The 24,451-nt window shown below is 66.3% G+C and carries 25 protein-coding genes; 15 read left to right on the top strand and 10 right to left on the bottom strand.

What is annotated here, in order from left to right:
* Nucleotides 1-166: 166 nt before the first annotated feature.
* The gene (locus tag QX126_RS17460) at nucleotides 167-460 is read left to right on the top strand and encodes an HdeA/HdeB family chaperone (RefSeq protein ID WP_315772939.1); all 294 of its coding nucleotides are present in this window, start codon (nucleotides 167-169) and stop codon (nucleotides 458-460) included.
* 112 nt (nucleotides 461-572) lie between these two features.
* Here the strand turns inward: QX126_RS17460 and QX126_RS17455 are convergent, their stop codons facing one another.
* Complete coding sequence (locus tag QX126_RS17455) at nucleotides 573-1,265, bottom strand: phytanoyl-CoA dioxygenase family protein (protein WP_315782533.1); 693 nt, start codon at nucleotides 1,263-1,265, stop codon at nucleotides 573-575.
* 313 nt (nucleotides 1,266-1,578) lie between these two features.
* On the opposite strand from QX126_RS17455, the gene QX126_RS17450 reads away from it, so the two are divergent.
* Together QX126_RS17450 and QX126_RS17445 are read left to right on the top strand one after the other, a co-directional pair.
* Nucleotides 1,579-1,962 (top strand): hypothetical protein, encoded by a 384-nt coding sequence (locus QX126_RS17450; RefSeq protein ID WP_315782531.1) that lies wholly within the window; start codon nucleotides 1,579-1,581, stop codon nucleotides 1,960-1,962.
* A 287-nt stretch (nucleotides 1,963-2,249) separates the two neighbouring features.
* The gene (locus QX126_RS17445; protein WP_315782529.1) at nucleotides 2,250-2,507 is read left to right on the top strand and encodes a hypothetical protein; all 258 of its coding nucleotides are present in this window, start codon (nucleotides 2,250-2,252) and stop codon (nucleotides 2,505-2,507) included.
* Between the two features lie 423 nt (nucleotides 2,508-2,930).
* Here QX126_RS17445 and QX126_RS17440 read toward each other — a convergent pair whose 3' ends face one another.
* Complete coding sequence (locus QX126_RS17440) at nucleotides 2,931-4,199, bottom strand: DUF892 family protein (RefSeq protein WP_315782527.1); 1,269 nt, start codon at nucleotides 4,197-4,199, stop codon at nucleotides 2,931-2,933.
* A gap of 462 nt (nucleotides 4,200-4,661) precedes the next feature.
* On the opposite strand from QX126_RS17440, the gene QX126_RS17435 reads away from it, so the two are divergent.
* Complete coding sequence (locus QX126_RS17435) at nucleotides 4,662-4,991, top strand: hypothetical protein (protein ID WP_315782525.1); 330 nt, start codon at nucleotides 4,662-4,664, stop codon at nucleotides 4,989-4,991.
* Complete coding sequence (locus tag QX126_RS17430) at nucleotides 4,991-5,365, top strand: hypothetical protein (RefSeq protein WP_315740870.1); 375 nt, start codon at nucleotides 4,991-4,993, stop codon at nucleotides 5,363-5,365. Before QX126_RS17435 ends, QX126_RS17430 begins: the two co-directional genes overlap by 1 nt.
* A gap of 26 nt (nucleotides 5,366-5,391) precedes the next feature.
* Here QX126_RS17430 and QX126_RS17425 read toward each other — a convergent pair whose 3' ends face one another.
* Nucleotides 5,392-6,207 carry a hypothetical protein gene (locus tag QX126_RS17425; protein ID WP_315782523.1) on the bottom strand — a complete coding sequence of 272 codons (816 nt, stop codon included), beginning with the start codon at nucleotides 6,205-6,207 and terminating at the stop codon, nucleotides 5,392-5,394.
* Nucleotides 6,208-6,458: 251 nt separating this feature from the next.
* Here QX126_RS17425 and QX126_RS17420 point away from each other — a divergent pair, with 251 nt between their 5' ends.
* Complete coding sequence (locus tag QX126_RS17420) at nucleotides 6,459-7,223, top strand: crotonase/enoyl-CoA hydratase family protein (RefSeq protein ID WP_315758028.1); 765 nt, start codon at nucleotides 6,459-6,461, stop codon at nucleotides 7,221-7,223.
* Nucleotides 7,224-7,244: 21 nt separating this feature from the next.
* The gene (gene solA / locus QX126_RS17415) at nucleotides 7,245-8,438 is read left to right on the top strand and encodes an N-methyl-L-tryptophan oxidase (protein WP_315782521.1); all 1,194 of its coding nucleotides are present in this window, start codon (nucleotides 7,245-7,247) and stop codon (nucleotides 8,436-8,438) included.
* A 12-nt stretch (nucleotides 8,439-8,450) separates the two neighbouring features.
* On the opposite strand, the gene bla is transcribed toward solA, so the two are convergent.
* The gene (gene bla / locus QX126_RS17410; protein WP_315776236.1) at nucleotides 8,451-9,338 is read right to left on the bottom strand and encodes a subclass B3 metallo-beta-lactamase; all 888 of its coding nucleotides are present in this window, start codon (nucleotides 9,336-9,338) and stop codon (nucleotides 8,451-8,453) included.
* A gap of 107 nt (nucleotides 9,339-9,445) precedes the next feature.
* Between bla and QX126_RS17405 the strand changes: the two genes are divergently transcribed.
* From QX126_RS17405 to QX126_RS17375, 7 genes are all read left to right on the top strand, one after another.
* A complete protein-coding gene (locus tag QX126_RS17405) occupies nucleotides 9,446-11,122 on the top strand; it encodes a bifunctional metallophosphatase/5'-nucleotidase (protein ID WP_315782520.1) in 1,677 nt (558 codons plus the stop codon).
* Nucleotides 11,123-11,233: 111 nt separating this feature from the next.
* Complete coding sequence (locus QX126_RS17400; protein ID WP_315740876.1) at nucleotides 11,234-12,163, top strand: histone deacetylase family protein; 930 nt, start codon at nucleotides 11,234-11,236, stop codon at nucleotides 12,161-12,163.
* Nucleotides 12,164-12,265: 102 nt separating this feature from the next.
* Nucleotides 12,266-12,517, top strand: a complete 252-nt coding sequence (locus QX126_RS17395; protein WP_315740877.1) for an exodeoxyribonuclease VII small subunit — start codon at nucleotides 12,266-12,268, stop codon at nucleotides 12,515-12,517.
* Between the two features lie 948 nt (nucleotides 12,518-13,465).
* On the top strand, nucleotides 13,466-15,391 hold the full coding sequence (gene dxs, locus QX126_RS17390; RefSeq protein WP_315782518.1) for a 1-deoxy-D-xylulose-5-phosphate synthase: 1,926 nt from the start codon (nucleotides 13,466-13,468) through the stop codon (nucleotides 15,389-15,391).
* Between the two features lie 30 nt (nucleotides 15,392-15,421).
* Nucleotides 15,422-15,982, top strand: coding sequence for a nucleoside 2-deoxyribosyltransferase (locus tag QX126_RS17385; protein ID WP_315782516.1), 561 nt, complete (start codon nucleotides 15,422-15,424; stop codon nucleotides 15,980-15,982).
* A 183-nt stretch (nucleotides 15,983-16,165) separates the two neighbouring features.
* The gene (locus tag QX126_RS17380; protein WP_315782514.1) at nucleotides 16,166-16,903 is read left to right on the top strand and encodes a TlyA family RNA methyltransferase; all 738 of its coding nucleotides are present in this window, start codon (nucleotides 16,166-16,168) and stop codon (nucleotides 16,901-16,903) included.
* Nucleotides 16,896-18,131, top strand: coding sequence for a class I SAM-dependent RNA methyltransferase (locus tag QX126_RS17375; protein WP_315782513.1), 1,236 nt, complete (start codon nucleotides 16,896-16,898; stop codon nucleotides 18,129-18,131). The genes QX126_RS17380 and QX126_RS17375 overlap by 8 nt, the downstream gene beginning before the upstream one ends.
* A gap of 105 nt (nucleotides 18,132-18,236) precedes the next feature.
* On the opposite strand, the gene QX126_RS17370 is transcribed toward QX126_RS17375, so the two are convergent.
* Complete coding sequence (locus QX126_RS17370) at nucleotides 18,237-18,809, bottom strand: septal ring lytic transglycosylase RlpA family protein (RefSeq protein ID WP_315782511.1); 573 nt, start codon at nucleotides 18,807-18,809, stop codon at nucleotides 18,237-18,239.
* A 297-nt stretch (nucleotides 18,810-19,106) separates the two neighbouring features.
* Nucleotides 19,107-19,961, bottom strand: coding sequence for a DUF1194 domain-containing protein (locus QX126_RS17365; protein WP_315782510.1), 855 nt, complete (start codon nucleotides 19,959-19,961; stop codon nucleotides 19,107-19,109).
* Between the two features lie 225 nt (nucleotides 19,962-20,186).
* Between QX126_RS17365 and clpS the strand changes: the two genes are divergently transcribed.
* Nucleotides 20,187-20,492, top strand: a complete 306-nt coding sequence (gene clpS, locus QX126_RS17360) for an ATP-dependent Clp protease adapter ClpS (protein WP_315782508.1) — start codon at nucleotides 20,187-20,189, stop codon at nucleotides 20,490-20,492.
* Nucleotides 20,493-20,504: 12 nt separating this feature from the next.
* Here the strand turns inward: clpS and QX126_RS17355 are convergent, their stop codons facing one another.
* From QX126_RS17355 to fabI, 4 genes are all read right to left on the bottom strand, one after another.
* Nucleotides 20,505-21,695 carry an adenylate/guanylate cyclase domain-containing protein gene (locus QX126_RS17355; protein WP_315772911.1) on the bottom strand — a complete coding sequence of 397 codons (1,191 nt, stop codon included), beginning with the start codon at nucleotides 21,693-21,695 and terminating at the stop codon, nucleotides 20,505-20,507.
* 58 nt (nucleotides 21,696-21,753) lie between these two features.
* Nucleotides 21,754-22,839: a chorismate synthase gene (aroC, locus tag QX126_RS17350; RefSeq protein ID WP_315740888.1), complete on the bottom strand. Its 1,086-nt coding sequence runs from the start codon at nucleotides 22,837-22,839 to the stop codon at nucleotides 21,754-21,756.
* A 114-nt stretch (nucleotides 22,840-22,953) separates the two neighbouring features.
* The gene (locus tag QX126_RS17345; RefSeq protein ID WP_315772909.1) at nucleotides 22,954-23,553 is read right to left on the bottom strand and encodes a histidine phosphatase family protein; all 600 of its coding nucleotides are present in this window, start codon (nucleotides 23,551-23,553) and stop codon (nucleotides 22,954-22,956) included.
* Nucleotides 23,554-23,579: 26 nt separating this feature from the next.
* On the bottom strand, nucleotides 23,580-24,413 hold the full coding sequence (fabI, locus tag QX126_RS17340) for an enoyl-ACP reductase FabI (protein ID WP_315740890.1): 834 nt from the start codon (nucleotides 24,411-24,413) through the stop codon (nucleotides 23,580-23,582).
* Nucleotides 24,414-24,451: the final 38 nt, after the last annotated feature.

Below are 24,451 nucleotides of genomic sequence, written 5' to 3'. Positions count from 1 at the left end.
GCGCTTCCTCTGATTGAAGCCGCTGCCGTTCTTGACTTCCGCCATCGATCCAGCCAGTTCTATCTGCTCAGGTGCCGGCTCGACCGTGGTCACGCAGTTCGGCTCCTCATTCGCGAAGCCTCTGCATAGTTCGTTGTTTTTCACCAAATCCATTCGGAGCAAGAATATGAAATCTGTCGTTGCGACGTTGTTTGCCGCGGCCCTGATGCTGTCGTCCGCGCCGGCGTCGGCCGTCGTTCTCGATCTCTCCACCATGAGCTGCAAGCAGTTCGTCGAAAGCGGCGACGACGGTATCAAGATGGTGCTGATCTGGCTCGACGGCTGGTACAAGGGCGACCAGGACGAGGCGATCTTCGACACCGAGGTGTTCCTCGAGAACGCCAAGAAGTTCGGCAAGTACTGCGCCGAGCATCCGACGGTCAGCATCGTCACCGCGGCGGAGAAGATCCTCGGCAAATAGGCAAATAGGCAAATAGGATGGCTGCGGATCGTCAGCGCGCAGGCGAATGAACACGCTTTCCGCACGCACGCCACCGCAGGTGACTTTGCGGCTGCTCGGCCCCTCTCTTCGTCTAGACCCCGAGCCACTCCAGCCCGCCCGGCAGTTCGTCCGCGGCAAAATCGATCTGCAGCACCCGGCGATGGCCGGGCTGGGTTGAGGGCTCCGAAGCGTGCAGGATCGGCGTCGCGTAGAGCCAGATGTCACCGACGTCGGCGCAGCACGTCGCCGTGCCACAGCGCGCGACCGTCGCGGCCACATCGCCTTCCGAAATGCGACCGAGGCGGTGCGAGCCTGGAGCGATCAGCAGCGGCGCGTTGCCGTCCGGCACGACGTCGAGACGGACGCGCAGGGTGACCATGCGCGCGAGCACCTCATAGGGCGGCGCGACGTGTTGTAGGCCCCCCTTGATGGTCCAGGGCCCGAACCCGGTGACATCGATGCGCTCGCGGACGACGATGGTGCGGTCCTGATGCCAGGGCACGGCCCAGTTCGACGCGGCCGTCTTGTCGAAATAGACCGCCCGCACCGGGCGAGTGGCGTCACCGAGAACCGCGGCAGCGGCGGCGCCGACCGGTCCGGCATTGGCGAGGAACGGCCTGAGCGCCGCGACGCCGTGCAGCCGGCTGCCCGCCTGCTCCGGTGCGTGGCCGGACAGCGCCTCGAAGAGAGCGCGCAGGGCGGACGCATCGAGCGCGGCCGCGATGTGCAGCGCACCCGTTTCCGCGACGAGCGAGGCTTGCTGGGGAGAGAGTGCGACGGTCATGCGTGAGGGAGACTAGAGCGCGGCGCCGGCGCTTGGCAATCACTCTCCCCGCTCTTCGCCATCAGTCCGAACTTGCGCCGGGAGAGCAAGAGAGGCGCGAAGGTGATCCGCAACGTCTCGGTGTGCCACCCTGCGACAGAAGACTATACCGCGGACGGCGCGGCTGGCCGCAAGTTGCGATGCCCCCGCATGAAGACCGCAGCATCCGGACACACTCAGACGCAACTCATTGCGCCAGCTTGGCGCGGAGGCTGCGTTGAAGAAGCGTGCCGCGCCCCGTGCGGCACCTGCCCTTTCTTCATGCGAGAGTCCCATGTCGATCAGCTCCGTCACGACGCCCCTCGCGGCGCCTTCGTCGCAGACCACCTCGGCCACATCATCCACCTCGGCGACGTCTGCGACGTCATCCTCGTCGGCCACGAGCTCGGCTGACAGCACGTCGGAAAGCTCCTCCGGCAGCGGCGGCTCGTCGTCGGGCAAGACCGTCGTCAGCGAGATCTCGATCACGCTCGACGGCGTCACCACCACGACGATCACCTATTCCGACGGTTCGACCGAGGTGACCAAGACTGCCGCCAGCTCGGACGGCAGCAGCAAGGGCGCGCAGACCTACAACGCGCAAGGCGCGACCAACAGCGCCGCGAGCAACGGCGTCTCGGGCAGCGCGGGCACGGCGAGCACGACCGTGACGACCTGAGGCCTCGCAGGACGCGCGACACGCCTTCGCTCAGGGCTGATGATGCCGTCTCGACCGGAGGCGTAGGTTCCGAAGCCGGAACCGTTCGATCTCTCAACACTGTCAGGGCGGCACGGGGACAGGCCATTCCGCCCGGCGACGGTTGCAAGCGATGCTCAACCGTCACGTCCGGTGACACCGCGAAGCCACACTGCGCTGATGATGTCACGCGCGTGTCATTGTTAATTTGCGCCCTCGCTCCGAGTCACGCCTGTTAGCAGGCAGCTGCGACAATGGGGAGGATGTCGATGTTGCGGGGTGCGATCGGTGCGGGGATTCTGATCCTGGCGATGGGGTCCGAGGTACAGGCGGCCAACGAGGCCGGTCCTGAGACCCGGATGTCCTGTTCGGAGGTGCGCTACTACGTGGAGAAATACACGGCCGAGGTGGCCGAGATGTATGCGCGCAGCCGCGGCGCCACCGATGCGCAGATCAGCCGGGCGCGGCGTTGCCTGTCGACGAACCATTTCCGCAGGGCGGAGCGGGTGCACAGCTATACGGAGTAAGCGGGCGAAAGATTCGCAAGGGATGGCTCTCGTCCGGCCATGATCGCCTGTGGTTATGGATTCCGGGCTCCCGCGCGCTGCGTCGAACGGCTGCGCCGTTCGCGCGTGAATGCCAGGGAATGACGGCCGGGGAGAGAGCGGCGCTCGCAAGATGCAGAGCATATCGGCCGAAGGCGTGACGCTCGACCCCTCCTTCAGGGCACACGCGGCGCCCTGAAAATGGTCGTCATACCCCGCGCAGGCGGGGTATCCAGTACGCCGCGGCGTCTCGACTGAAGTCGACCGTTTCGGAGTACTCGATCGTCCGCCTGCGCGGGCGATGACAGTTGTTGTGACGCATTGTCTGCGCTGCGCTCCACGGTGGCGTCTGCGCGCCACGGCGGCCTGTATGGCGCAAGCGCCGCGCAGGTCCCGCTCCCCGCCTCACGCCTGCTCGATCGCAGCCGGCATCTTGGCGACCGACATCAAGGAGCGCGCGACCTGGTTGAGGAGCTGATCGACATTCTCCTCCTCGGCCAGCGACTTCGACAGCAGCGCGACGACGGCGCTGTGGCGGAGCTGGGAGGCGAGATTGCGCGCGGTCGTGTAGCCCGACATCTCGTAGTGCTCGACGCGCTGCGCGGCGCCGATCAGCGCGAGATCGGCGGCGGCGTCCTCCTTGTCCTCGGCCTGGGTCATGATCTCCTGGCCCTCCTCGATGAGGCCCATCATGCCCTTGCAGGGCTTTGCCCGCGGCGTCTTGCCGAGCAGCTCGAAGCATTCGTTGATGCGCTCGATCTGCGCTTCGGTCTCGACCAGATGCTGCTCGAACAATTCGCGCAGCTGGTCGAAGCGCGCGGCCTCGGCCATCTTCGGCAGCGCCTTGGTGATCTGCTTCTCGGCATGGAGAATGTCGCGCAGCTCGTCCATCAGCAGATCGCTCAGGCCGGATTCGTCGGCCGGCGGCGAGCTTTCGGTGACGATCGACGACGCCGCGCCGGGCTCACCGGCTTGGATCGCCGGCGACTCCGTGAAGACCCAGTCGCCGCCCTCGTTCCAGGGGCCGCGGGTATCGATCTCGCCATGATCGCCGGAGCCCGTGGAATCGTTGAAGAACTGGTCGACCAGGCCCGGCGTCGGCGCGAGGCGGCCGATGCTGAAGGCCGGCTTGCCCATGCTCTCGAGCGCCAGCGCGAACGCCTTCATGTGGGTGATCTCGCGCGTCATCAGGAACTGCAGCGCGTCCTTGGTGCCGGCATCGTCGGTGAAGTTGATCAGCCGCTCGTAGACGATCTTGGCGCGCGCCTCGGCGGCGATGTTGCTGCGCAGGTCAACGTCGAGCTCGCCGGTGATCTTCAGATAATCGGCGGTCCAGGCATTGCCTTGCGAGTTGAACAGGTTCACACCGCCACCGCCGGCAATCGCGATCAAGGGATCGGCCTCGGCGGCCTCGCGATCGAACTTCGACGGCTTCAGATGCAGACGCGCCAGGGTGCCGACGACCTCGAGATGGCTGAGCTCCTCGGTGCCGATGTCCATCAACAGGTCCTTGCGGTCGGGATCCTCGCAGTTGAGGCCCTGGATCGAGTACTGCATGGCGGCGGCGAGCTCGCCATTGGCGCCGCCGAACTGCTCGAGCAGCATGTTGCCGAAGCGCGGATCGGGCTCGTCGACACGAACCGTGAACATCAGCTTCTTGACGTGGTGATACATCGGGGGACCTCGGAGCGTTGGAGGGGACGCAGTCATGTCCGAACGGCCCGACCACACGGTTGTTCCTTACCTCTCGCCCCGGAACCCGAGCGCCGGCTGCCTGCGCCGGCCGCTTCTTATGCACACTGTCGCACTATAGGCGGGCGCAGACGACACCCCGGCAACGGACGTGCGGGACCGGCGCGCGCAAGCATCTGCGCCGGCTACCGCCATACATCCTGTTGGCAGCTCGACGACTGCCTCTTGCTAAGCTTTTCCCTGCTCGCCTAAGCTGTTCAGCTGGAGAGTGACATGTTGATGCGAACACCGGCCAGGGAGAAGCCAGGTCTCGGCGCGCGAGTCCGCCGGGTCATCGCGCGACTCCGCGACCACGCATCGTCATTCACGTCATCATCGCCCGCGAATGGGGCGACACTGCGGAAGCCGTCCTACGTTGTCGACGATGAGCCTGACGACAGCAACATGGACGTCGCGCTGGCGGCGCTGATCGATCAGATTGAACGTCCGGCGCGCGCGCCGCCACCACGGTTTCCGAGTCTCGCGCGCGTCACGTCATCGCGTCAGGCGCCGCACATCCCGGTGTACGAGCGGCCACCCTATTTCGACGTCGCGCCGCGCCCCGTCGAGGTCGAGCCGCGGCGGATGGCCTATGATGAACCCGTCGAGCGCATTGTGCCTGAGGACGAACTGTCGGAACTGCGCAAGGATCTGATGAGCGCGATCTCGGCGCGGCTCGGATCGCCGGAGGACCATCTGGCGACGATCAGGACCCTGCTGAGGTCGGTGAAGTAATGTGGGGCCGCAGCAATATCGGCAAGACGGTCGAGGAGCTGACCGATCATCTGCGGCTGGTCGATCACGTGCGCGCGCTGCAGGACGGCCAGAAGGAGATCGCCGAGGCGATCAGGGCGGTCAACAACCGCCTGACCTCGATCGAGGCCGAGTTCAGGGTGCTCAAGGCGGAGACCCAGCGCGACGCGTTGCGCGAGGTGCAGCATGCCGTGCAGGGCGTTCAGGGCTCCGTGCATGACGAGCTGACCCGCATGGCGACGCGGCTGATCGTGCTCGAGCAGGCACTGCGGCGCGAGGCTGTCCGACAGCAGGCATCGCCGGCCGCCGGCCTGCGCCCTCCGGCTGCCCCGCCCCGCCCGGACGGATCACGCTGAGGCGCGACAACTGGACCGCGGCAGACTCAGCGCAACTTTGCCGAGCGGCTTGCAATCTCGATGATGACGCTGCCACTCTTGGCGTAACCGTCCGGCACAAAGGCTTCACCCGGTGCGAGTTCGCGCATGTCCTCCGCGTCCTTCGGCTTCGGAAAGCCCTTGGCGCAGGCCGTGCTGATCGTCTCGCGATCGGCGTAGCTGACGGCGGCGACCACGCTGCCGGGGGTTGGCCCGGCCGCGAGCTTCGACAGGCCGAAATATTTGAGCTGCTCCGAACAGCTAACGATGTTGGTCAGGTAGGCTCCCGTCGTGTCCTCGGTCTGCAGCAGAAAATCGTAGGACATCTCGATGGACCCGCCGCTGGCACTGGCGAAGCCGACGCGCGCCACGCCGGTCTCGACCACCCCCTGCCCCATATGCCCGGTCAGGCAGACGAGCACGTCCTGCGCTTCGTCCCTGACGGTGGAGATGACGCATTCATTCACCTGCATGCCCGGCTGGAAGCCGCGAAATTTGTAGGCGCCGCCGACCTGCTCGAACACGACGGCGCCGCCGAAATCGGTCGCGTGCGGCTCGCAGCCGCTGCCATAGCTCACGACCAGCAGCGGATTGCTGGAGGCCAGGAAACGTCCCTGCTGCCGCTCCGGCTTCAGGGTGACGTCACAGCGGCGCCCCTCGGAGTCGGGATAGGATCTGGCGCGCTTGCAGGTGGTGCCCGCGATCGCGCCGGACGCGCAGAACAGCGACAGCAGCGCGCGGTTGGTGGCGGCAGCCTCAGCGATCCCCGGGAAGGCGTGACAGAGCAGCAGCAGCGACAGCAGCACTGAAAAGACCTTGGTCATCGAATTGCCTTGCAAAAGATCGCAGTTCTGCGCGGGACGATAGCGGACGCCGATGCTGTTGCAAACCAGTCGTAAACCACGACGAGAATCATGGCGAGCGCTCGCCTGCGATCACGCCCGCATTCCCTCCGCGACCAATGACCGCTTCAGCCCTTGGCGCGACCAGCGGATGATGTAGGCTGCGGCGAGACGCAGGACTGGACGAATGATCGGCGGCAACGCAGCGGCCGGCGCACACGCATGAGGGGCCCATGACCGACCATCTGATCGTGACCGACGAGGGCGAGACGCGGACGATCAAGCTCAGGCGCCCGGAGAAGAAGAACGCGATCACCCAGGCCATGTATCTCGGCATGAGCGATGCGATCGACACCGCGCAGAACAATCCGCTGGTGCGATGCATCATCATCACCGGCGGCTCCGGCGTGTTCACGGCCGGCAACGATCTCGAGGACTTCCTGCATGCGGGGTCGGCCGGCAACGACGCCGCGCGCACCTCGGCGGCGACCAAGTTCCTGTATTCGCTGGCGCATAACGTCAAGCCGATCATCGCCGCGGTCGACGGCGTCGCGATCGGCATCGGCACGACGATGCTGTTTCACTGCGACTACGTGCTGGCCTCCACCACGGCGACGTTCTCGACGCCCTTCATCCATCTCGGCCTGGTGCCCGAGGGCGCCTCGAGCCTGTTGATGCCGCAGACCATGGGCTATCAGCGGGCGTTCGCGATGCTGGTGATGGGGCGCACCATGACGGCGACGGATGCGCAGATCGCCGGCTTCGTCAACACGGTGGTGGCGCCGGGCCACACCGAGGTCGAGGCGCACAAGGTGGCGCGCGACATCTGCCGGCTGCCGGCCGAGGCGGTGGCGATCGGGCGCAAGCTGATCCGCACCGCGCCGGACGAATTGACCCGGCGCATCGACCAGGAGGCCTATCTGTTCGCCGAGCGCATGACCTCCGAGGAGGCGGTCAGCGCGTTCAAGGCGTTCCTATCGCGCAAGAAGAAGAAATGAGCGAGGCCGCGGCGGGCGCGCATGGCGCAGTTTGATGTCATCGTGATCGGCTGCGGCGCGGTCGGCAGCGCCGCCGTGCTGCATCTTGCCAAGGCCGGGAGGCGCGTGCTGGGCATCGACCGCTTCCAGCCGCCGCACCGCTTCGGCTCGACCCATGGCGAGACCCGCATCACCCGTGCGGCGATCGGCGAAGGCGTCGACTACACGCCGCTGGCGCAGCGCTCGCACGCGATCTGGCGCGCGCTGGAGCGAGAAACCAGCACGCGGCTGTTCGAACAATGCGGCTGCCTGTTCATTCCGAGCCAGCACGGCGGCGAGGTCCACGGCGTCAGCAGCGCGCAGTTCTTCAGCAACATCGAAACCGCGGCGCGGCTGCACGGCGTCGACGGCGAGACGCTTTCCGCGGAGCGGTTGCGCGCGGATTATCCGGCCTTTGCCACCGCGCCCGGCGATCGCGCCTTTCTCGATCGAGAAGGCGGCTATCTCCTGGTCGAGGACTGCGTGCGCACCGAGCTCGCGGTCGCCGCGCGCCATGGCGCCGAGTTGCTGACCGGCCGGCGCGTGACAGCGTTTCGCCGTGCCGCGGGCGCCCTCACCGTGACCATGGACGACGACACGACGGCGTCGGCCGACAAATTGATCGTCACCACCGGACCATGGATCACCGAGATGATCGCGCCGCTGCGCCGCCGCGTCCACGTCACCCGGCAAGTGCTGTACTGGTTCGAGCTCCTGTCCAATCCGCAGCATTTTGGACCGGGCACGCCGGTGTTCATCTGGGACGTCACCGGCCGCGATCGCGCGGCCTCCGACATCTATGGCTTTCCCTGGCTGGGCTCGCAGGACAATGGCGTGAAGATCGCAAATGAAGTGATGACCGGCGAGACCGATCCCGACGACGCGGCGCGCGAGGTGACCGCGGACGAAATCGCCGCGACCTATGAGACCTATGTCCGCCCCTTCGTGCCGGATCTCGGCCCGCGCTGCCTGCGCAGCGAGGTCTGCCTCTATACCAACGCGCCGGGCGGCCGCTTCGTCATCGACCACGATCCGGGCGACGCCGACGTGATCTACGCCTCGGCCTGCTCGGGCCACGGCTTCAAGCATTCGCCGGCCGTCGGCGAGGCGCTCGCGGCGATGGCCGGGGGCGAGACGCCGTGCGTCGACCTCTCCGGCTTCACACTGGACCGGCTCGCCGCCGCCGATCCAGCATAGCGGACGCCGCAACTACTTTGCGGACTGCAGCGCAGCCGTCTGCTTGGCGAGGCCTTCGTTGAACTGCGTCTCGAGCTTGTCGAGATAGGCGTTGAATTCACCCGGCTTGACGAACGGGTTGGGCGCGCCGTCGGCAATCTTCGCTCGCTTTCCGGCCATGTCGTACATCTCCGGATGCGGCGCCAGCAGGATGTCGGGATGCGCCGTCTTGGCCCAGGCGAAGGTCTTCTTGTAATCGTCGACGATGCCCGGATAGGTGGGACGGCCGACCAGCCGGTTCAGCGCCACGGTGGCGCTGCAGAAGAAGATCAGGCTGCGGGTGGCGTCGCCATCCTTCACGTCGGCCGTCCAGCTGGTGCAGCCCGGCGAATGGCCCGGCGTCTCGTGCGCCGTCAAGGTGACGCCGCCGAGCGTGACGGTGTCGCCCTCGCGCACGGCGCGGTCGACCTTGACCGGCGGGAAGCCGAGATAGCGCTCCTCCTCGCGGCCCGGATAGAAGCCGCCTTCCAGCAGCGGCACGTCCTTGGCGCCCGCCACCATCTGCGCCCCGGTCTCCTGCTTGATTTGCGCCAGCCCGCCGGTGTGGTCGATATGGGCGTGGGTGTTCAGGATGTATTTGATGTCGGCGACCTTGAAGCCGAGCTTGCCGATGCTGGCCTCGATCTGTGCGGTCGATTCCGGCATCACGGTATCGATCAGGATGTGGCCCTGCGGTGTGGTGATCAGGTAGGAGGCGAGCCCGTTGGTGCCGACGTAATAGACGTTGTCGATCACCTTGAACGGCTCGGTCGGCTTATTCCACGCCGCGACCATCTGCTTCATCAGGTCCGGCAGCGATTGCGCTGCAGCGGAGCCGGCCACGAGCGACAGTGTGGCGGCGAGCAGCATCATTCTTTTCATTCCGGCCTCCCGATGTATTGTTGTTATGAAATCATTTTATGTCATTGCGACCGCGGCGGGGCAATCGCGCTTCGTCCCGCGGCCCCTGCATCACACGTGACCCTGCCATGAGCCGTCTCTCCCGCTTCGCCCTCGCCTGCCTGCTGACCGGTGCCGCCGTTGCCAGCATCGCCGGCCCGCCGGCATCGGCCGAGGACGAGCCGGTGGCGTTGCGCATCCTCGCCATCAACGACTTCCACGGCAATCTGAAGCCGCCCTCCTCCGGCATCCGCGTCGCCGATCCCGCCGATCCAACCAAGACCACCGTCGTTCCTGCCGGCGGCGCCGAGCACATGGCGAGCCTCGTCAAGCTGCTCGCCGACGGCCAGCCCAACACGATCTTCGTCGCCGCCGGCGACCTGATCGGCGCGAGCCCGTTCCTGTCGGCGATGTTCCACGACGAGCCGACCATCGAATCGATGTCTCAGATGGGACTCGCGCTGTCGGCGGTCGGCAACCACGAGTTCGACGAGGGCAAGGCCGAGCTGTTGCGGATGCAGAACGGCGGCTGCCATCCGACCGATGGCTGCGGCGGGCCGCAGCCGTTCACCGGCGCCAAATTCCATTATCTCGCGGCGTCGACATTCCTAGCCGGCACCGACAAGACGGTGTTTCCGCCCTATGAGATCCGCACCTTCGAGGACATCCCGGTCGCCTTCATCGGGCTGACGTTGAAAGGGACCGCCGGCATCATCTCGCCGGCGAGCGCGGCCGGCCTCGACTTCCGCAACGAGGCCGAGAGCGTCAACGCGCTGATCCCGGAATTGAAGGCCAAGGGCGTGCAGGCGATCGTCGTGCTGATCCACGAGGGCGGCTGGCCCTCGGGCGGCATGAACGAATGCCCCGGACTGTCCGGACCGATCGTCGACATCGTCAAGGAGCTCGACAGCGCCGTCGACATCGTCATCTCCGGCCATACCCATCAGGCCTATGTCTGCACCATCGACAAGCGGCTCGTCACCTCGGGCGACAAGTTCGGCACGCTGGTGACCGCGATCGACGTCAAGCTCGACCGCACCACGCGCGACGTGATCAGCGCCACCGCGACGAACATCGTCGTCGACACCACCCTGCCGAAGGATCCGGCGCAGACCGCGCTGATCGACGCCTATGAGAAGCTCTCCGCCCCTTACGCCAACCGCCCCGCCGGCGTGCTCGCCGCGACACTGTCGCGGCTGCCGAACGCCTCCGGCGAGAGCGTGCTCGGCGACGTCATCGCCGATGCCCAGCTCGCAGCGACAGCCGCGGCGGACAAGGGAAGCGCGGTCATCGCGATGACCAATCCCGGCGGCATCCGGACCGATCTCGTTCGCCGCGACGGCGGCGCGGTGACCTATGCCGACGTGTTCGCGAGCCAGCCGTTTCGCAACCAGCTGACGACGGTCACCCTGACCGGCGCCGAGATCAAGGCCGCGCTGGAGCAGCAATGGCTCGACCCGGCGCGGCCGCGCATCCTGCAGGTCTCCAGCGGTTTCTCCTATGCCTTCGATGCGAAACAGTCCGCGGGCGCTCGGATCGACGCCGCCAGCATGATGCTCGACGGCAAGGCCATCGACCTCGCCGCGTCCTACCGGGTCACCATCAACAACTACCTTGCGCTCGGCGGCGACGGCTTCACCGCATTCAAGAGCGGCCGAGATCCGATCACGGGACCCTATGACGACGAGGCGCTGTTCGCCTATCTCAAGTCCAATGGCCCGCTGGCCCCGCCGCCGCGTGGCCGCATCGTCAACAAGGCTTCGTGACGCCTGCCGCGCCCGCCGGAAAGCCGGTCATATCGCCCGCGGGGCTCTTTCCGAGGCTGCGTTCAGCGCATAGATTGGGCACTCCCGCAACGCGCGAGTGGCAGAGCCCTGATGTCGACGCTGTATCTCTCTCATGAAGCCTGCCTCGATCACGCCACGCCGTCCGGCCACCCAGAACGCGCCGACCGCCTGCGGGCGGTCGAGGAGGCCCTGACCGAGGAGCGCTTCGCCCTGCTCGATCGCGACGAGGCCCCGGAGGCGGATATCGAGCTGGCCCTGCTCTGCCACAACGAGCACTACGTCACCGAGCTGCGCCAGATGGCCCCGACCTCGGGCATCATCTATCTCGACGGCGACACCTCGATGTCGCCGGGCACCTGGGAAGCCGTGATGCGCGGCGTCGGCGGCGCCGTCGCGGCAACCGAATCCGTGATGTCCGGCCGCCACCGCAACGCCTTCGTGGCGGTGCGTCCGCCCGGGCACCATGCCGAGATCGCGAAGCCGATGGGCTTCTGCTTCTTCGACAATGTCGCGATCGCCGCCCGCTATGCCCAGCGCACTTTCGGCATCGAGCGCGCCGCCATCGTCGACTTCGACGTCCACCATGGCAACGGCACCCAGGACATCTTCTGGGCCGACAAGAGCGTGATGTACTGCTCGACCCACCAGATGCCGCTGTTCCCGGGCACCGGCGCCCGCGGCGAGCGCGGCGAGCACGACACCATCGTCAACGCGCCGCTGGCCTCCGAGGACGGCAGCCTCGAGTTCCGCTCCGCCTTCGAAAACCTGATCCTGCCGCAGCTCACCAAGTTCAGCCCCGAGCTCGTGATGATCTCGGCCGGCTTCGACGCCCATTACCGCGACCCGTTGGCGTCGCTGAACCTGCGGGCGGAGGATTTCGGCTGGGTCACCCGCAAGCTGATGGATCTCGCCGACAAATCCGCCGGCGGGCGGGTCGTTTCGGTCCTGGAAGGCGGCTATGACCTTCAGGGGCTTAAAGAATCCGTCTCAGCCCACGTTGCGGCCCTGACTGGGGCGTGATCCCCAGGTTCCAGCCGATCCCACCCCCGGCGGGGCCTGACATGGCCGCGACCGGGGTGTAAAAGCACGGCCCCGGAGTTGAGTGAGCTGCAGGGAACCCGCATGGCGGACAACACCGTAACCGACGTCAAGAAGCTGTCGTTCGAGCGCGCGATCGAGGAGCTGGAATCGATCGTGAAGCGGCTCGAGGACGGCAAGGTGCCGCTCGAGGAGTCGGTGGCGATCTATGAGCGCGGCGAAGCACTGAAGCGGCGCTGCGAGGAGCTGCTGCGCCAGGCGGAGGCCCGGGTCGAGAAGATCACGACCGACGCCAGCGGCCATGCGACGGGAACCGTGCCGCTCGACGTGCAATAGCGGCTTGCGGCCGAACGGCCCTCTCCGAGCAACAGTCCGGATTTATTTCGCTGCCGCCGGGCGCGAGTTGACGCGGGCAAAGCGCGCCTCTCAATCGTGCAATTCAGCCGCAGATCGGTGCAACTGCATCGAAGAGCTCGGCCGCGAGGTGCCCCTCGGCGAAGTCTCGGCCGCCGCGTTGGCCACTTGAGACCCAGAGGTGCGTCCTTCGTTTACCATGCGACACGATTTGAATCGGCAGTTCGCCCCTGATCCTGTGATCGTGCCGCTCGGGGTCCGCGATCATCCGGCGCAATCATGACGACGTGCTTCGCTCGCAGCTCTTTCGCATCGACTTGACGGCCAACGAAAGGCCGCACGCCGACGACTTCTTCATGATCGTCTACGGACCAATCCCTTACGCGAACGCATGGCTCACGGCGCCGCGGCGTGCGCAATCACCGCATCGGCGGATTTTGCGCCGCGGGGAAAGGGCCTGGACCGAGCCGGTTTCCCCGGTCTATTCCAGAACGCTGGCTGCCGTCGATTTGAGCAACTGAATGGAACCTCCGGCACGCCGCCGCGGTTGAGACGTGGCGCAAGGGTACCGTTTGCGGGCTTGCCAACTCCCGTCGGGTTGGCTTTAAGACGCACTTTGGTGTAAAGCTTCTCGCAACTGCGGGTTTTTGGAAGTGTTGATCCTCTCTGGAGAGAGGAAACTAAGCGCTTGCAGGAGCTAGCAAAACTGACTTGGCTGAACGACTTGGCGATCTTGGGCGACTAACGAGGACGGCAAGGCCACCAAGAGTGACTTACATCACATAGATCGATCCAAAACCCGGCTAGGTTCCGGACTGCGGCTTCGATCCGCGCGGATGTCACCTTCAAGACTTCAGGTTTCGCCGCCCGTTACGATGAACCTCTCAGATGTCGGCCCTTGAACCCGACCTGCAAAATTGGAATGTCACCGTGACCACATTTAGTAAGACGCCGCTTCTCGACACCATCAAGACTCCGGAAGATCTGCGCCGGCTGAAGGTCGAGCAGGTCCGGCAGGTCGCCGACGAATTGCGCCAGGAGACCATCGACGCGGTCTCGGTGACCGGCGGCCATTTCGGCGCGGGTCTCGGCGTGGTCGAGCTGACCACGGCCATCCATTACGTGTTCGACACGCCGCGCGACCGCCTGATCTGGGACGTCGGCCACCAGGCCTATCCGCACAAGATCCTGACCGGTCGCCGCGACCGCATCCGCACCTTGCGCACCGGCGGCGGCCTCTCCGGCTTCACCAAGCGCACCGAGAGCGACTACGATCCGTTCGGTGCTGCGCACTCGTCGACCTCGATTTCCGCCGGCCTCGGCATGGCCGTTGCGCGCGACCTGTCGGGCGGCAAGAACAACGTGATCGCCGTGATCGGCGACGGCGCGATGTCCGCCGGCATGGCCTATGAGGCCATGAACAATGCCGGCGCGATGAACTCCCGCCTGATCGTGATCCTCAACGACAACGACATGTCGATCGCCCCGCCCGTCGGCGCGATGTCGGCCTATCTGTCCCGCCTCTATTCGGGCAAGACCTACCGCACCCTGCGCGATGCCGCCAAGCAGCTCGGCCAGCATCTGCCCAAGGTGATCGCCAACCGCGCCAGCCGCGTCGAGGAGTATTCGCGCGGCTTCATGATGGACGGCGGCACGCTGTTCGAGGAACTCGGCTTCTATTATGTCGGCCCGATCGACGGCCATAACCTCGACCACCTGCTCCCCGTCCTGAAGAACGTCCGCGACATGGAGACCGGCCCCATCCTGGTCCACGTCGTGACCCAGAAGGGCAAGGGCTACGGCCCGGCGGAAGCTTCCGCCGACAAGTACCACGCCGTCGTCAAGTTCGACGTCGCCACCGGCACCCAGGCCAAGGCCAAGCCGAACGCACCGGCCTATCAGAACGTGTTCGGCCAGAGCCTGGTCAAGGAGGCCGAGAAGGACGACAAGATCGTCGGCATCACCGCCGCGATGCCGTCCGGCACCGGCATCGACATCTTCGCCAAGGCGTTCCCGAAGCGCACCTTCGACGTCGGCATCGCCGAACAGCATGCCGTGACTTTCGCCGCCGGCCTCGCGGCCGAAGGCTTCAAGCCGTTCTGCGCGATCTACTCGACCTTCCTGCAGCGCGGCTACGACCAGATTGTGCACGACGTCTGCATCCAGAGCCTGCCCGTCCGCTTCGCGATCGATCGCGCAGGCCTGGTCGGTGCCGACGGCGCAACCCATGCCGGCTCGTTCGACAACGCCTATCTCGGCTGCCTGCCGAACATGGTGATCATGGCCGCCTCCGACGAGGCCGAGCTGGTGCACATGGTGGCGACCCAGGTCGCGATCAACGACCGTCCGAGCTCGGTGCGCTATCCGCGCGGCGAGGGCCGCGGCGTGGAAATGCCGGAGGTTGGCGTGCCGCTGCCGATCGGCAAGGGCCGCATCATCCGCCAGGGCAAGCAGGTCGCTCTGCTCTCCTTCGGCACCCGGCTCGCCGAGTGCGAGAAGGCGGCCGACGAACTCGCCGCCCATGGCCTGTCCGCCTCGATCGCCGATGCGCGCTTCATGAAGCCGCTCGACGAGGAGCTGGTGCTGAAGCTCGCCCGCGAGCACGACATCCTGATCACCATCGAGGAAGGCTCCGTCGGCGGCTTCGGCTCGCATGTGATACAGTACCTCTCCGACCAGGGCATGCTCGATGGCGGCCTGAAGATGCGGACAATGGTGCTGCCCGACGAGTTCCAGGACCACGACACGCCGGCGGCGATGTACGCCCGCGCCGGGCTCGACGCCAAGGGCATCGTCCGCAAGGTGTTCGAGGCGCTCGGCAAGGATTACACGACCGAGTCCGTCAAGCTCGCCTGAGGCGAGCATGCGTCCCGCGACGGTGGGCCCATGAAGATCTATCTGGCAGGTCCCGACGTGTTCCTGCCGGAAGCCATTGAAATCGGCCGGCGGAAGGTCGCGATCTGCGACCGCCACGGCCTGATCGGCCTCTACCCCCTCGACAACAGCGTCGACCTCGCCTCCTCCGACGCCTCGCGCCAGATCTTCCATGGCAACGAGGCGATGATGGACGACGCCGATGCCATCATCGCCAATCTCACGCCGTTCCGCGGGCCCGGCGCCGATGCCGGCACCGTCTACGAGCTCGGCTACATGGCCGGCCGCGGCAAGCTCTGCCTGGGCTATTGCAATGAGCCGGCCGTCTATGCCGACCGCGCCCGCCGCTTCACGACGGTGATGGAGCAGGACGGCCGCGTGGTCGATGCCGAGGGCCTGACGGTCGAGGATTTCGGCCTGCCCGACAACCTGATGATGATCCACGCGCTCGACCTGCACGGTGCCCCGCTGGTCCTCGCGGGCGAACGGCCGGCGGATGTGTGGCATGACCTGAGGGCGTTCGAGGCTTGCGTGGAGCTGGCGGCGGCGCGGCTGACGACGAGGACAGTTTGATCCCGGGCCCCTCCGAAGCCGCGAGTACGCGCGAACAGCTTGCAACACCCGTCATTGCGAGCGAAGCAAAGCAATCCAGGGCTACAAAGAAAGTCTGGATTGCCTCGTCGCTTCGCTCCTCGCAATGACGGAGTTCGAAATTCACTGCGTCGCCCTCGTCTCACCTATCTCGCGAACCGGCCCATGTCCCCTGCCCGCAAACGCGCTGATGTCCTCCTCGTCGAACGCGGCCTGTTCGAAAGCCGCGCACGGGCGCAGGCGGCGATCGAGGCCGGGCTGGTTTTCGCCAACGACAAGCAAGTCGCCAAGGCCTCGGAGACCGTTCCCGCCAATGCCGTGCTGCAGGCGGAGCCGGCGCATCCCTGGGTGTCGCGTGGCGGCGTCAAGCTCGCGGCCGCACTGGAGCATTACGGCATCGAGGTCGAGGACCATGTCTGCCTCGACGTCGGCGCCTCCACCGGCGGCTTCACCGAGGTGCTGCTGGCCCATGGCGCGGCTGTCGTATTCGCCATCGATGTCGGCCGCGACCAATTGCATCCCTCGCTGCGCAATCATCCGAAGATCGTGTCGATGGAGCAGACCGACATCCGCAGCTATGACGGCAAGCGCCTGCCGCAGCGCCCCGACATCGTCGTGATCGACTGCAGCTTCATCTCGCTCAAGGCGGTGCTGCCGGTCGCGCTATCGCTCGCCGCCTCGCCGATGAGCCTGCTGGCGCTGATCAAGCCGCAATTCGAGGCGAAGGGCGCACACGGCAAGGGCGGCATCATCAAGGATGCAGCCGTCCATCAAGCCGTATGCGTTGACATCGCCGCCTTCGCCGCCTCGCTCGGCTGCAGCGATATCGCGATCTTCCCGTCGTCGATCAAGGGCGGTGACGGCAACGCCGAATTCTTCCTGGGAGCACGCCGCCATGGTTGAGCGTCTCGTCATCGACCATGTCGGCCATCGCGGCGACGGCGTGTCGCTATCATCGGGCGAGGCGCTGTACGTGCCCTACACGCTCGCCGGCGAGACCGTCGAGACCGCCGTCGTGCCCGGCCATCCCGATCGCCGCAAGCTGCTGGCGGTGGAGACGCCGAGCCGGGAGCGCATCGGACCGTTCTGTCCGCATTTCGGCGTCTGCGGCGGCTGCGCCATCCAGCACTGGGTCCCCGGGCCCTATCAGCAGTGGAAGCGCAACATCGTCGTCGAGACGCTACGAGCCGCCAAGGTCGACTGCGAAGTGGCCGATCTGATCGATGCCCACGGCGCTGGCCGCCGCCGTGCCACCTTCCACGCGCGGATGGGCACCCACGAGGTTCTCCGCGTCGGATTCTCGGCAGCCAACAGCCACGACATCGTTCCGATCGACCGCTGTCCGATTCTCGACCCCGCGCTGGACGGTGCGCTGGAAGCCGCGTGGGCGCTGGCGGAGGCGCTGAAGCCGACCGGCAAGCCGCTCGACATCCAGGCGACCGCGACAAGCAACGGCCTCGACATCGACATCCGCGGCTCCGGCCCGCTGCCGCCGCCGCGCATCGCGGCGCTGTCCGTCGTCGCCGAGCAGCACCGGCTGGCGCGGCTGACGCGCCATGGCGAGTTGGTGCTGATGCGCAATGCGCCCGTGGTCACGATGGGCACGGCGCAGGTGACATTGCCGCCCGGCTCGTTCCTTCAGGCCACCGTGCAAGGCGAGGAGACGCTGGCGCAATTGGTGCTGGAGCGGATCGGCAAAGCCAAGCACGTCGCCGACCTGTTCTGCGGCGTCGGCCCGTTCGCGCTCCGGCTCGCCACGCGGGCGCGCGTCACCGCCATGGACAATGATGCCGGCTCGGTCGCGGCGCTGCAGAAGGCGGCCGGTACGCCCGGCCTGAAGCCGATCAAGGCCGAAACGCGCGACCTGTTCCGCCGTCCCCTGATGCCGCCGGAATTGCGCGACATCGACGCTGTCGTGTTCGATCCGCCGCGCCAGGGCGCGCAGGCGCAGGCCAGGCAGCTCGCGGCCAGCAAGGTGCCGGTGATCGTCGCGGTGTCCTGCAACGTGACGACGTTCGGGCGCGATGTGCGCATGCTGATCGACGGCGGCTACAGGCTCGAGACCGTGGTGCCGGTCGACCAATTCCGCCACACGCCGCATGTGGAGCTGGTGGCACGGCTGGTGCGGTGAACTGATCTCGATGCCTGCACGTCATCGCGAGCGAAGCGGCGAAGCAACGCAGGCATTCTTCTTGGCCCTGGATCCTTCGCTACGCTCGCGATGACGAGGACATGTCTACCTGACCACGCTGACCTTCACCGGCGCGACGCCGGAGTTGACCATGCCGAGCGCCTGCGCGGCTGAGTAGGACACGTCGACCACCCGCCCCTGCACGAACGGTCCTCGATCATTGACGCGCACCACCACGGAGCGGCCAGTCTTGACGTTGGTGACCTGCAGCCGGGTGCCGAACGGCAGGCTGCGATGCGCGGCCGTCAGCTCGGAGGGATTGAAGCGCTCGCCGCTCGCAGTCTTCTGGCCTTCCGAATAGTAGCTGGCGAGACCGGACGCTCCGGAGTGCGCCGGCGGCGGGCTGAGCTCGGCCCGCCGGACGCGCACCACTGACTCCGGCGCCGTCTCCGCACGCTGCACCTGCGGCCGGAATTCGGCTCCGGCTTGCTTCGTCGGCGCCGCCCAGCGCGACTGCCGGACCGCCGATGATTGCGCGCAGGCTGCGAGCGAAGCCGCCGCCGCACACACCAGCGCTGCCCTGAGAAGTTGGCAAGCGAGCCCTGCACGCGGACCTTGGATGACTGACGAGCGCCTGACGCGCTGCGCGGGACGTGCTGCCCGGTCGATGATACGCATGTTCTGTGCGCCTCCGCCTCAACCCGCTCATGGTCGCGGCCCAATCGCGGCAGCACAGTGGCAAAGGGAATTTTGGCGGCCCACAACCTCTGGTTTTTGGATCATGTGTGGCTGTGAGGTCACAGATTCGTCGGATCGGCAGCGGGAAAGGGTTTTCCACACGAGATCGAGGTACCAATCCTTGCACCCGACACGCGTCCGACGGGTGCGCGGTGCACGCCTCGGACCAGGACAAGCGATCTGAAGCGCTGCGCGCTGGTCGATGGCGGATCAGGGCGCCGAGGTGGCGCAGCCGAGTCACCGCCCCCAGCGGTCCTGCCAGATCTTCTCGCCGATCATGCAGGACACGCGCGGCTCCTTGTCGGCATCGCCGGCGACCGGCACGATCCGCGGCGGCGGTGCACGTCCGGCGACCTCCATCAGCAGCTTGGTGCGAATGGCTTCCTTGAATTCGTCGCGGCTCTTGATCGTGATCACGAACGAGCCGTGGCCGCCAGTGACGCAATCCTTGTAGTAGAGATCGAGGTTCTCGATATCCATGGTCGAGTAGGACGGCTCCTTGACCATGATCGGCAGGCCGTTGATCGTGATGCCCTTGTTGACGGCCTCGTCGCGCGCGATCGTCACCGGCGAGGGACCGTTGTTGTTGGGCCCGTCGCCGGAGATGTCGATGACACGGCGCAGCCCGCGATAGGGGCTCTCATCAAACAGCGGCATGGCAAAGTAGATCGCGCCCGAGATCGAGGTGCGCGACGCCCGGCGGATCGGCGTCTTCATGATTTCGGTAGCCACGGCGTCGGCACTTTCCGGTCCGTCGATCAGGCGCCAGGGAATGATGATCTTCTGGTCGCTCGAAGCCGCCCATTCGAAATAGGTCACGGCGATGCGACCGTGCACGCCGTTCTTCAGCGCCTGCAGGAACTCGCGCGAGCTGAGCGCCTGGGCGTAGCCTTCGCGCTGGATCGCCAGCTCGTCCAGATCCATCGAGTAGGACACATCGACGGCGAGGATCAGTTCGACGTCGACGGACGCTTCCTTCTCGCTCAGTTGCTGAGCCGTCTGGGCCCTCGGCGCTGCCACGACGGTGGCGACGTCGCCGCCGGCCAAGGCGCCCGCCAGACACGCCACCCCGATCGAGATCCACCAGCGCATGAGCTGCCCTCCAATCGCGTCTGATGATGGTGACATGCAATCCGCAGACAGCAAGGCGGGAACGCACCCACCCATTCACATTCCGGTTAGTCCCCTGGGCTTGCCCGGATGTCAGGCAGCCGCGTGCGCCCATCGCGCAAGGCATGCAGCCCGTGGTTTCCCGGAGCGGCCGAAGCCTGTATCGTGGCTCGACTGCCGCATCAGGAACACGGGCGCGCCCTTAGAATGAACGATGCCGTCACCAAGCCCAAGACGAAGGTACGCACCAAGACCGAGCGTCCGCGGCTCTACAAGGTGATCCTCGTCAACGACGATTTCACGCCGCGCGATTTCGTGGTGATGATCCTGAAGGCGGAATTCCGCATGACCGAGGACCAGGCCTACAAGGTCATGATCACGGCCCATCGACTGGGCGTCTGCGTGGTGGCCGTGTTCACCAAGGACGTTGCCGAGACCAAGGCGACCCGCGCGACCGATGCCGGCCGCGCCAAGGGATACCCGCTGCTGTTCACTACCGAGCCGGAGACCTGAGCCGGCGGCGAACTAATTCCCTTCCTCACGCAGCCCATACACACGTTGTGCGGTCGCGAGGCCAGCGATCGGAAATTCACCGAGATCGGTCCAGAGATCGGTCAGCGGCTCGGGACAGGCGCCGGCAAAGGCCTCGGACGCGACCACCGTCCGCTGCAGCCGCGCGGCCATCTTCTCCAACCGTGCGGCGAGATTGACGGCCGGGCCGATGCAGGTGAAGTCGAGCCGGTTGCCGCCGCCGATATTGCCATAGAGCAACCGTCCGACATGCAGGGCGACGCCGAAGCGAAAGCGCTCGACCCGGCCGCCAACCGCATATTCCAGCGCATCGACACTGGCGCGCGAGGTCCGCGCCGCCGAGAGCACGCGCCCGCAGACCGCGCTCGGATCACCGTCCTGTTCGGGAATCGGAAACACCGCGAGCAGACCGTCGCCCATGAACTTCAACACTTCGCCGCCCTGCTCCCGGATCGCGGCAACCTGGCAGTCGAAGTAGTTGTTGAGGATCTCGACCACGTCTTCGGCCGGCAGCCGGTCCGACAACGGCGTGAAGCCGCGCAGGTCCGACAGCCAGATCGCCGCATCCATCGTATCGGTATGGCCGCGGCGGATCTGGCCGCCGAGAATGCGCTCGCCGGCGCTGTTGCCGACATAGGTGTCCAGCAGCATCGAGGCAGTCCGGCGCAGCGTGACGATCTCGGTGTAGCGTGCCAGGGCCGGCATCAGCGACCGGATTGCGTTCACGTGCTGCTCGCTGAAGCCACGGGGATCCCTCGTGGTCCAGCTCGAGGCATGGATCGCCCGATCGACGAAGGTCAAGGGCAGCGCGAGATAGTCGGTCGCCCCCTCGGCGCGCACATCCATCAGGATCGGAAAGCGCTCGGCCTCCGAGCCGCGAGGATCAGCCCTGAATTCCGCCCCGCTCTCGAACACGAGCGCGAGCGGGCTGCTCCTGTAAATCGGGCGGCTCTCAAAGCCGAAATCAACGGTGGAGGTCTCGACCTCCGCTCCCGGCCGCCAGATGAAGCTGCGGCCCGCAATGTCCGGATGCAGGGTGCGGACGAACACGCCGACGCGCCACAACGGCACACCGAGCCCGACCAGCCGCTCGCAGCATTCGGACATCATCTGGCCCGGCGTCGCTGCGGAACGCGCACCGTCGACCAGCCAGTCCTTGATCTCCTGCAGCTTGAGGATGTCCATGGGACAACATTAAGCGAGCAGCGTGACAACAGCAAACAGCCGCGGCGGCCGCGTGCCTCTACCCCACCTGGCCGCGATGGCGCAGCAGGTGATCGGCCAGCACGCAAGCCATCATCGCCTCGCCGACCGGAACCGCGCGGATGCCGACGCACGGGTCGTGCCGGCCCTTGGTCAGGATCTCGGTCTCCTGGCCTGAGCGGTCGACGGTCTGGCGCGGGGTGAGGATCGACGAGGTCGGCTTGACTGCGAAGCGCAGCACGATCGGCTGCCCCGTGGCGATGCCGCCGAGGATGCCGCCGGCATTGTTGGAGAGGAAGCGCGTGCCGTCATTGGCCGAGCGCATCTCGTCGGCATTCTCCTCGCCGGTCAGCTCGGCGGCGCCGAAGCCGGCGCCGATCTCGACGCCCTTCACCGCATTGATGCTCATCATCGCCGCGGCGAGCTCGGCATCGAGCTTGCCGTAGAGCGGCGCGCCAAGTCCCGCCGGCACGCCCTCGGCGACGATCTCGAGCACGGCGCCGATCGACGAGCCGGATTTCCTGATGCCGTCGAGATAGTCCTCGAAGAACGCCGCCTTGTCCTTGTCGGGGCAGAAGAAGGGATTGCGCGCGACCTCGTCCCAGTCCCAGTTGCCGCGGTCGATCTTGTGCGGGCCCATCTGCACCAGCGCGCCGCGCACCTTCACGTCCGGCAGGACCTTGCGCGCGACGGCGCCGGCCGCAACGCGCGTCGCGGTCTCGCGCGCCGAGGAGCGGCCGCCGCCGCGATAGTCGCGCAGGCCATATTTGGCTTCATAGGTGAAATCGGCGTGACCCGGACGAAACTTGTCCTTGATCTCGGAATAGTCCTTGGAGCGCTGGTCGGTGTTCTCGATCAGGAGCGCAATCGGCGTGCCCGTGGTGACCTGCGCTCCCGTGTCGGGATCGGCCATCACGCCGGACAGGATCTTCACCTGGTCCGGCTCCTGGCGCTGGGTGGTGAAGCGCGACTGGCCGGGACGGCGGCGGTCGAGATCGCGCTGGATCTCCTCGGCCGTCAGCGGAATGCGTGGCGGACAGCCGTCGACGACGCAGCCGATGGCGACGCCATGGCTCTCGCCGAAGGTGGTGACGCGGAACATGTGGCCGAAGGTGTTGAAGGACATGATCTGATCACCCAATCGGAAAAACCGTCATTCCGGGATGGTCCGAAGGACCAGACCCGGACTCTCGAGATTCCGGGTTCGCCTCTGCGAGGCGCCCCGGAATGACGGGGATAACTAACTGTACTTCTCGAACCCGTTCTCGCCGAACACATAGACCGCGCCCTGCTGGATCGGCAGGTCGACGGCGCCGTGCGGCGTCTCGAAGCCCAGCGCGACCATCAGCGCCCGCGCCGTGCCGCCATGGGCGACCGCCACGATATCGCCAGACAGCCCATCGTACCAGTCGCGCACGCGGCGCTCGACGTCGGCATAGGTCTCGCCGCCCTCGGGCGCCAGCGACCATTTGTCGGTCAGCCGCCTGGCATAGAAGGCGGGATCTGCCGCCTGCATTTCCGGCAGCGTCGCCCCTTCCCATTTGCCGTAGCCGATCTCGCGCAGCCGGGCATCGAGCGCATAGCCCTCGGCCGGCAGCCTCAGGGTCTCCCGCACCAGCTCCATGGTCGCGCGGGCGCGGCTGAGCGGACTCGCGACGTAAGGCAGGCGCGCCGCATCATGGCCGTTGCGCGCAACGATCTCGGCCAGGATGTTGCCGGCCTGGACCGCCTGCACCTGCCCGAGCGCGTTCAGCGGAATGTCCTGCGTGCCTTGCAGGCGGCCGAGCGCATTCCATTCCGTCTCGCCGTGGCGGATGTAGTAGATCGTGGGCCGTGGCATCGCGCGTTGACGTTATTCCTTGAACGCTATTCTTTGGCGCCGACGGAATTGCTGAGCGAGATATCGGGCGCCTCGGGCCGCTTCATGCCGACGACGTGATAGCCGGAATCGACGTGATGCACCTCGCCGGTGACGCCGCGCGACAGGTCGGACAAGAGATACAGCGCGCTGTCGCCGACCTCGTCGATGGTCACGGTCCGGCGCAGCGGCGCGTTGTACTCGTTCCACTTCAGGATATAGCGGAAGTCGCCAATGCCCGAGGCGGCCAGCGTCTTGATCGGTCCTGCCGAGATCGCGTTGACGCGGATGTTCTTCTCGCCGAGATCGGCGGCGAGATAGCGCACGCTGGCCTCCAGCGCGGCCTTGGCGACGCCCATCACGTTGTAGTGCGGCATCCATTTCTCGGCGCCGTAATAAGTCAGCGTGATGATCGAGCCGCCGTCCGTCATCAGCTTCTCGGCGCGCTGCGCGATCGCGGTCAGCGAGTAGCAGCTGATCAGCATGCTCTTGGAGAAATTGTCCTGCGTGGTCTCGATGTAGCGCCCGTCGAGCTGGTCCTTGTCGGAGAAGGCGATGGCGTGGACGACGAAATCGATCTTGCCCCACTTCTCCTTGAGCACGTCGAACACCGCATCGATGGTGGCGGGATCGGTGACGTCGCAATGGCCGAGCACGAGGCCGCCGAGCTCGGCCGCCAGCGGCTCGACCCGCTTCTTCAGCGCGTCGCCCTGGTAGGTCAGCGCGATCTCCGCGCCCGCCGCACGCGCCGCCTTGGCAATGCCCCAGGCGATCGAGCGGTTGTTGGCCACGCCGAGAACGACCCCGCGCTTGCCCTGCATCAAACCTGAAATCTGCGCCATGCGGCTTCCCATCGAACTGATTATTAAGGACTGGACGT

The sequence above is a fragment of the Bradyrhizobium sp. SZCCHNPS1003 genome (genome assembly GCF_032381555.1).
Lineage (GTDB): Bacteria > Pseudomonadota > Alphaproteobacteria > Rhizobiales > Xanthobacteraceae > Bradyrhizobium.
The sequence above is the reverse complement of the archived record's forward strand: the minus strand, read 5'-3'. Positions and strand labels throughout refer to the sequence as shown.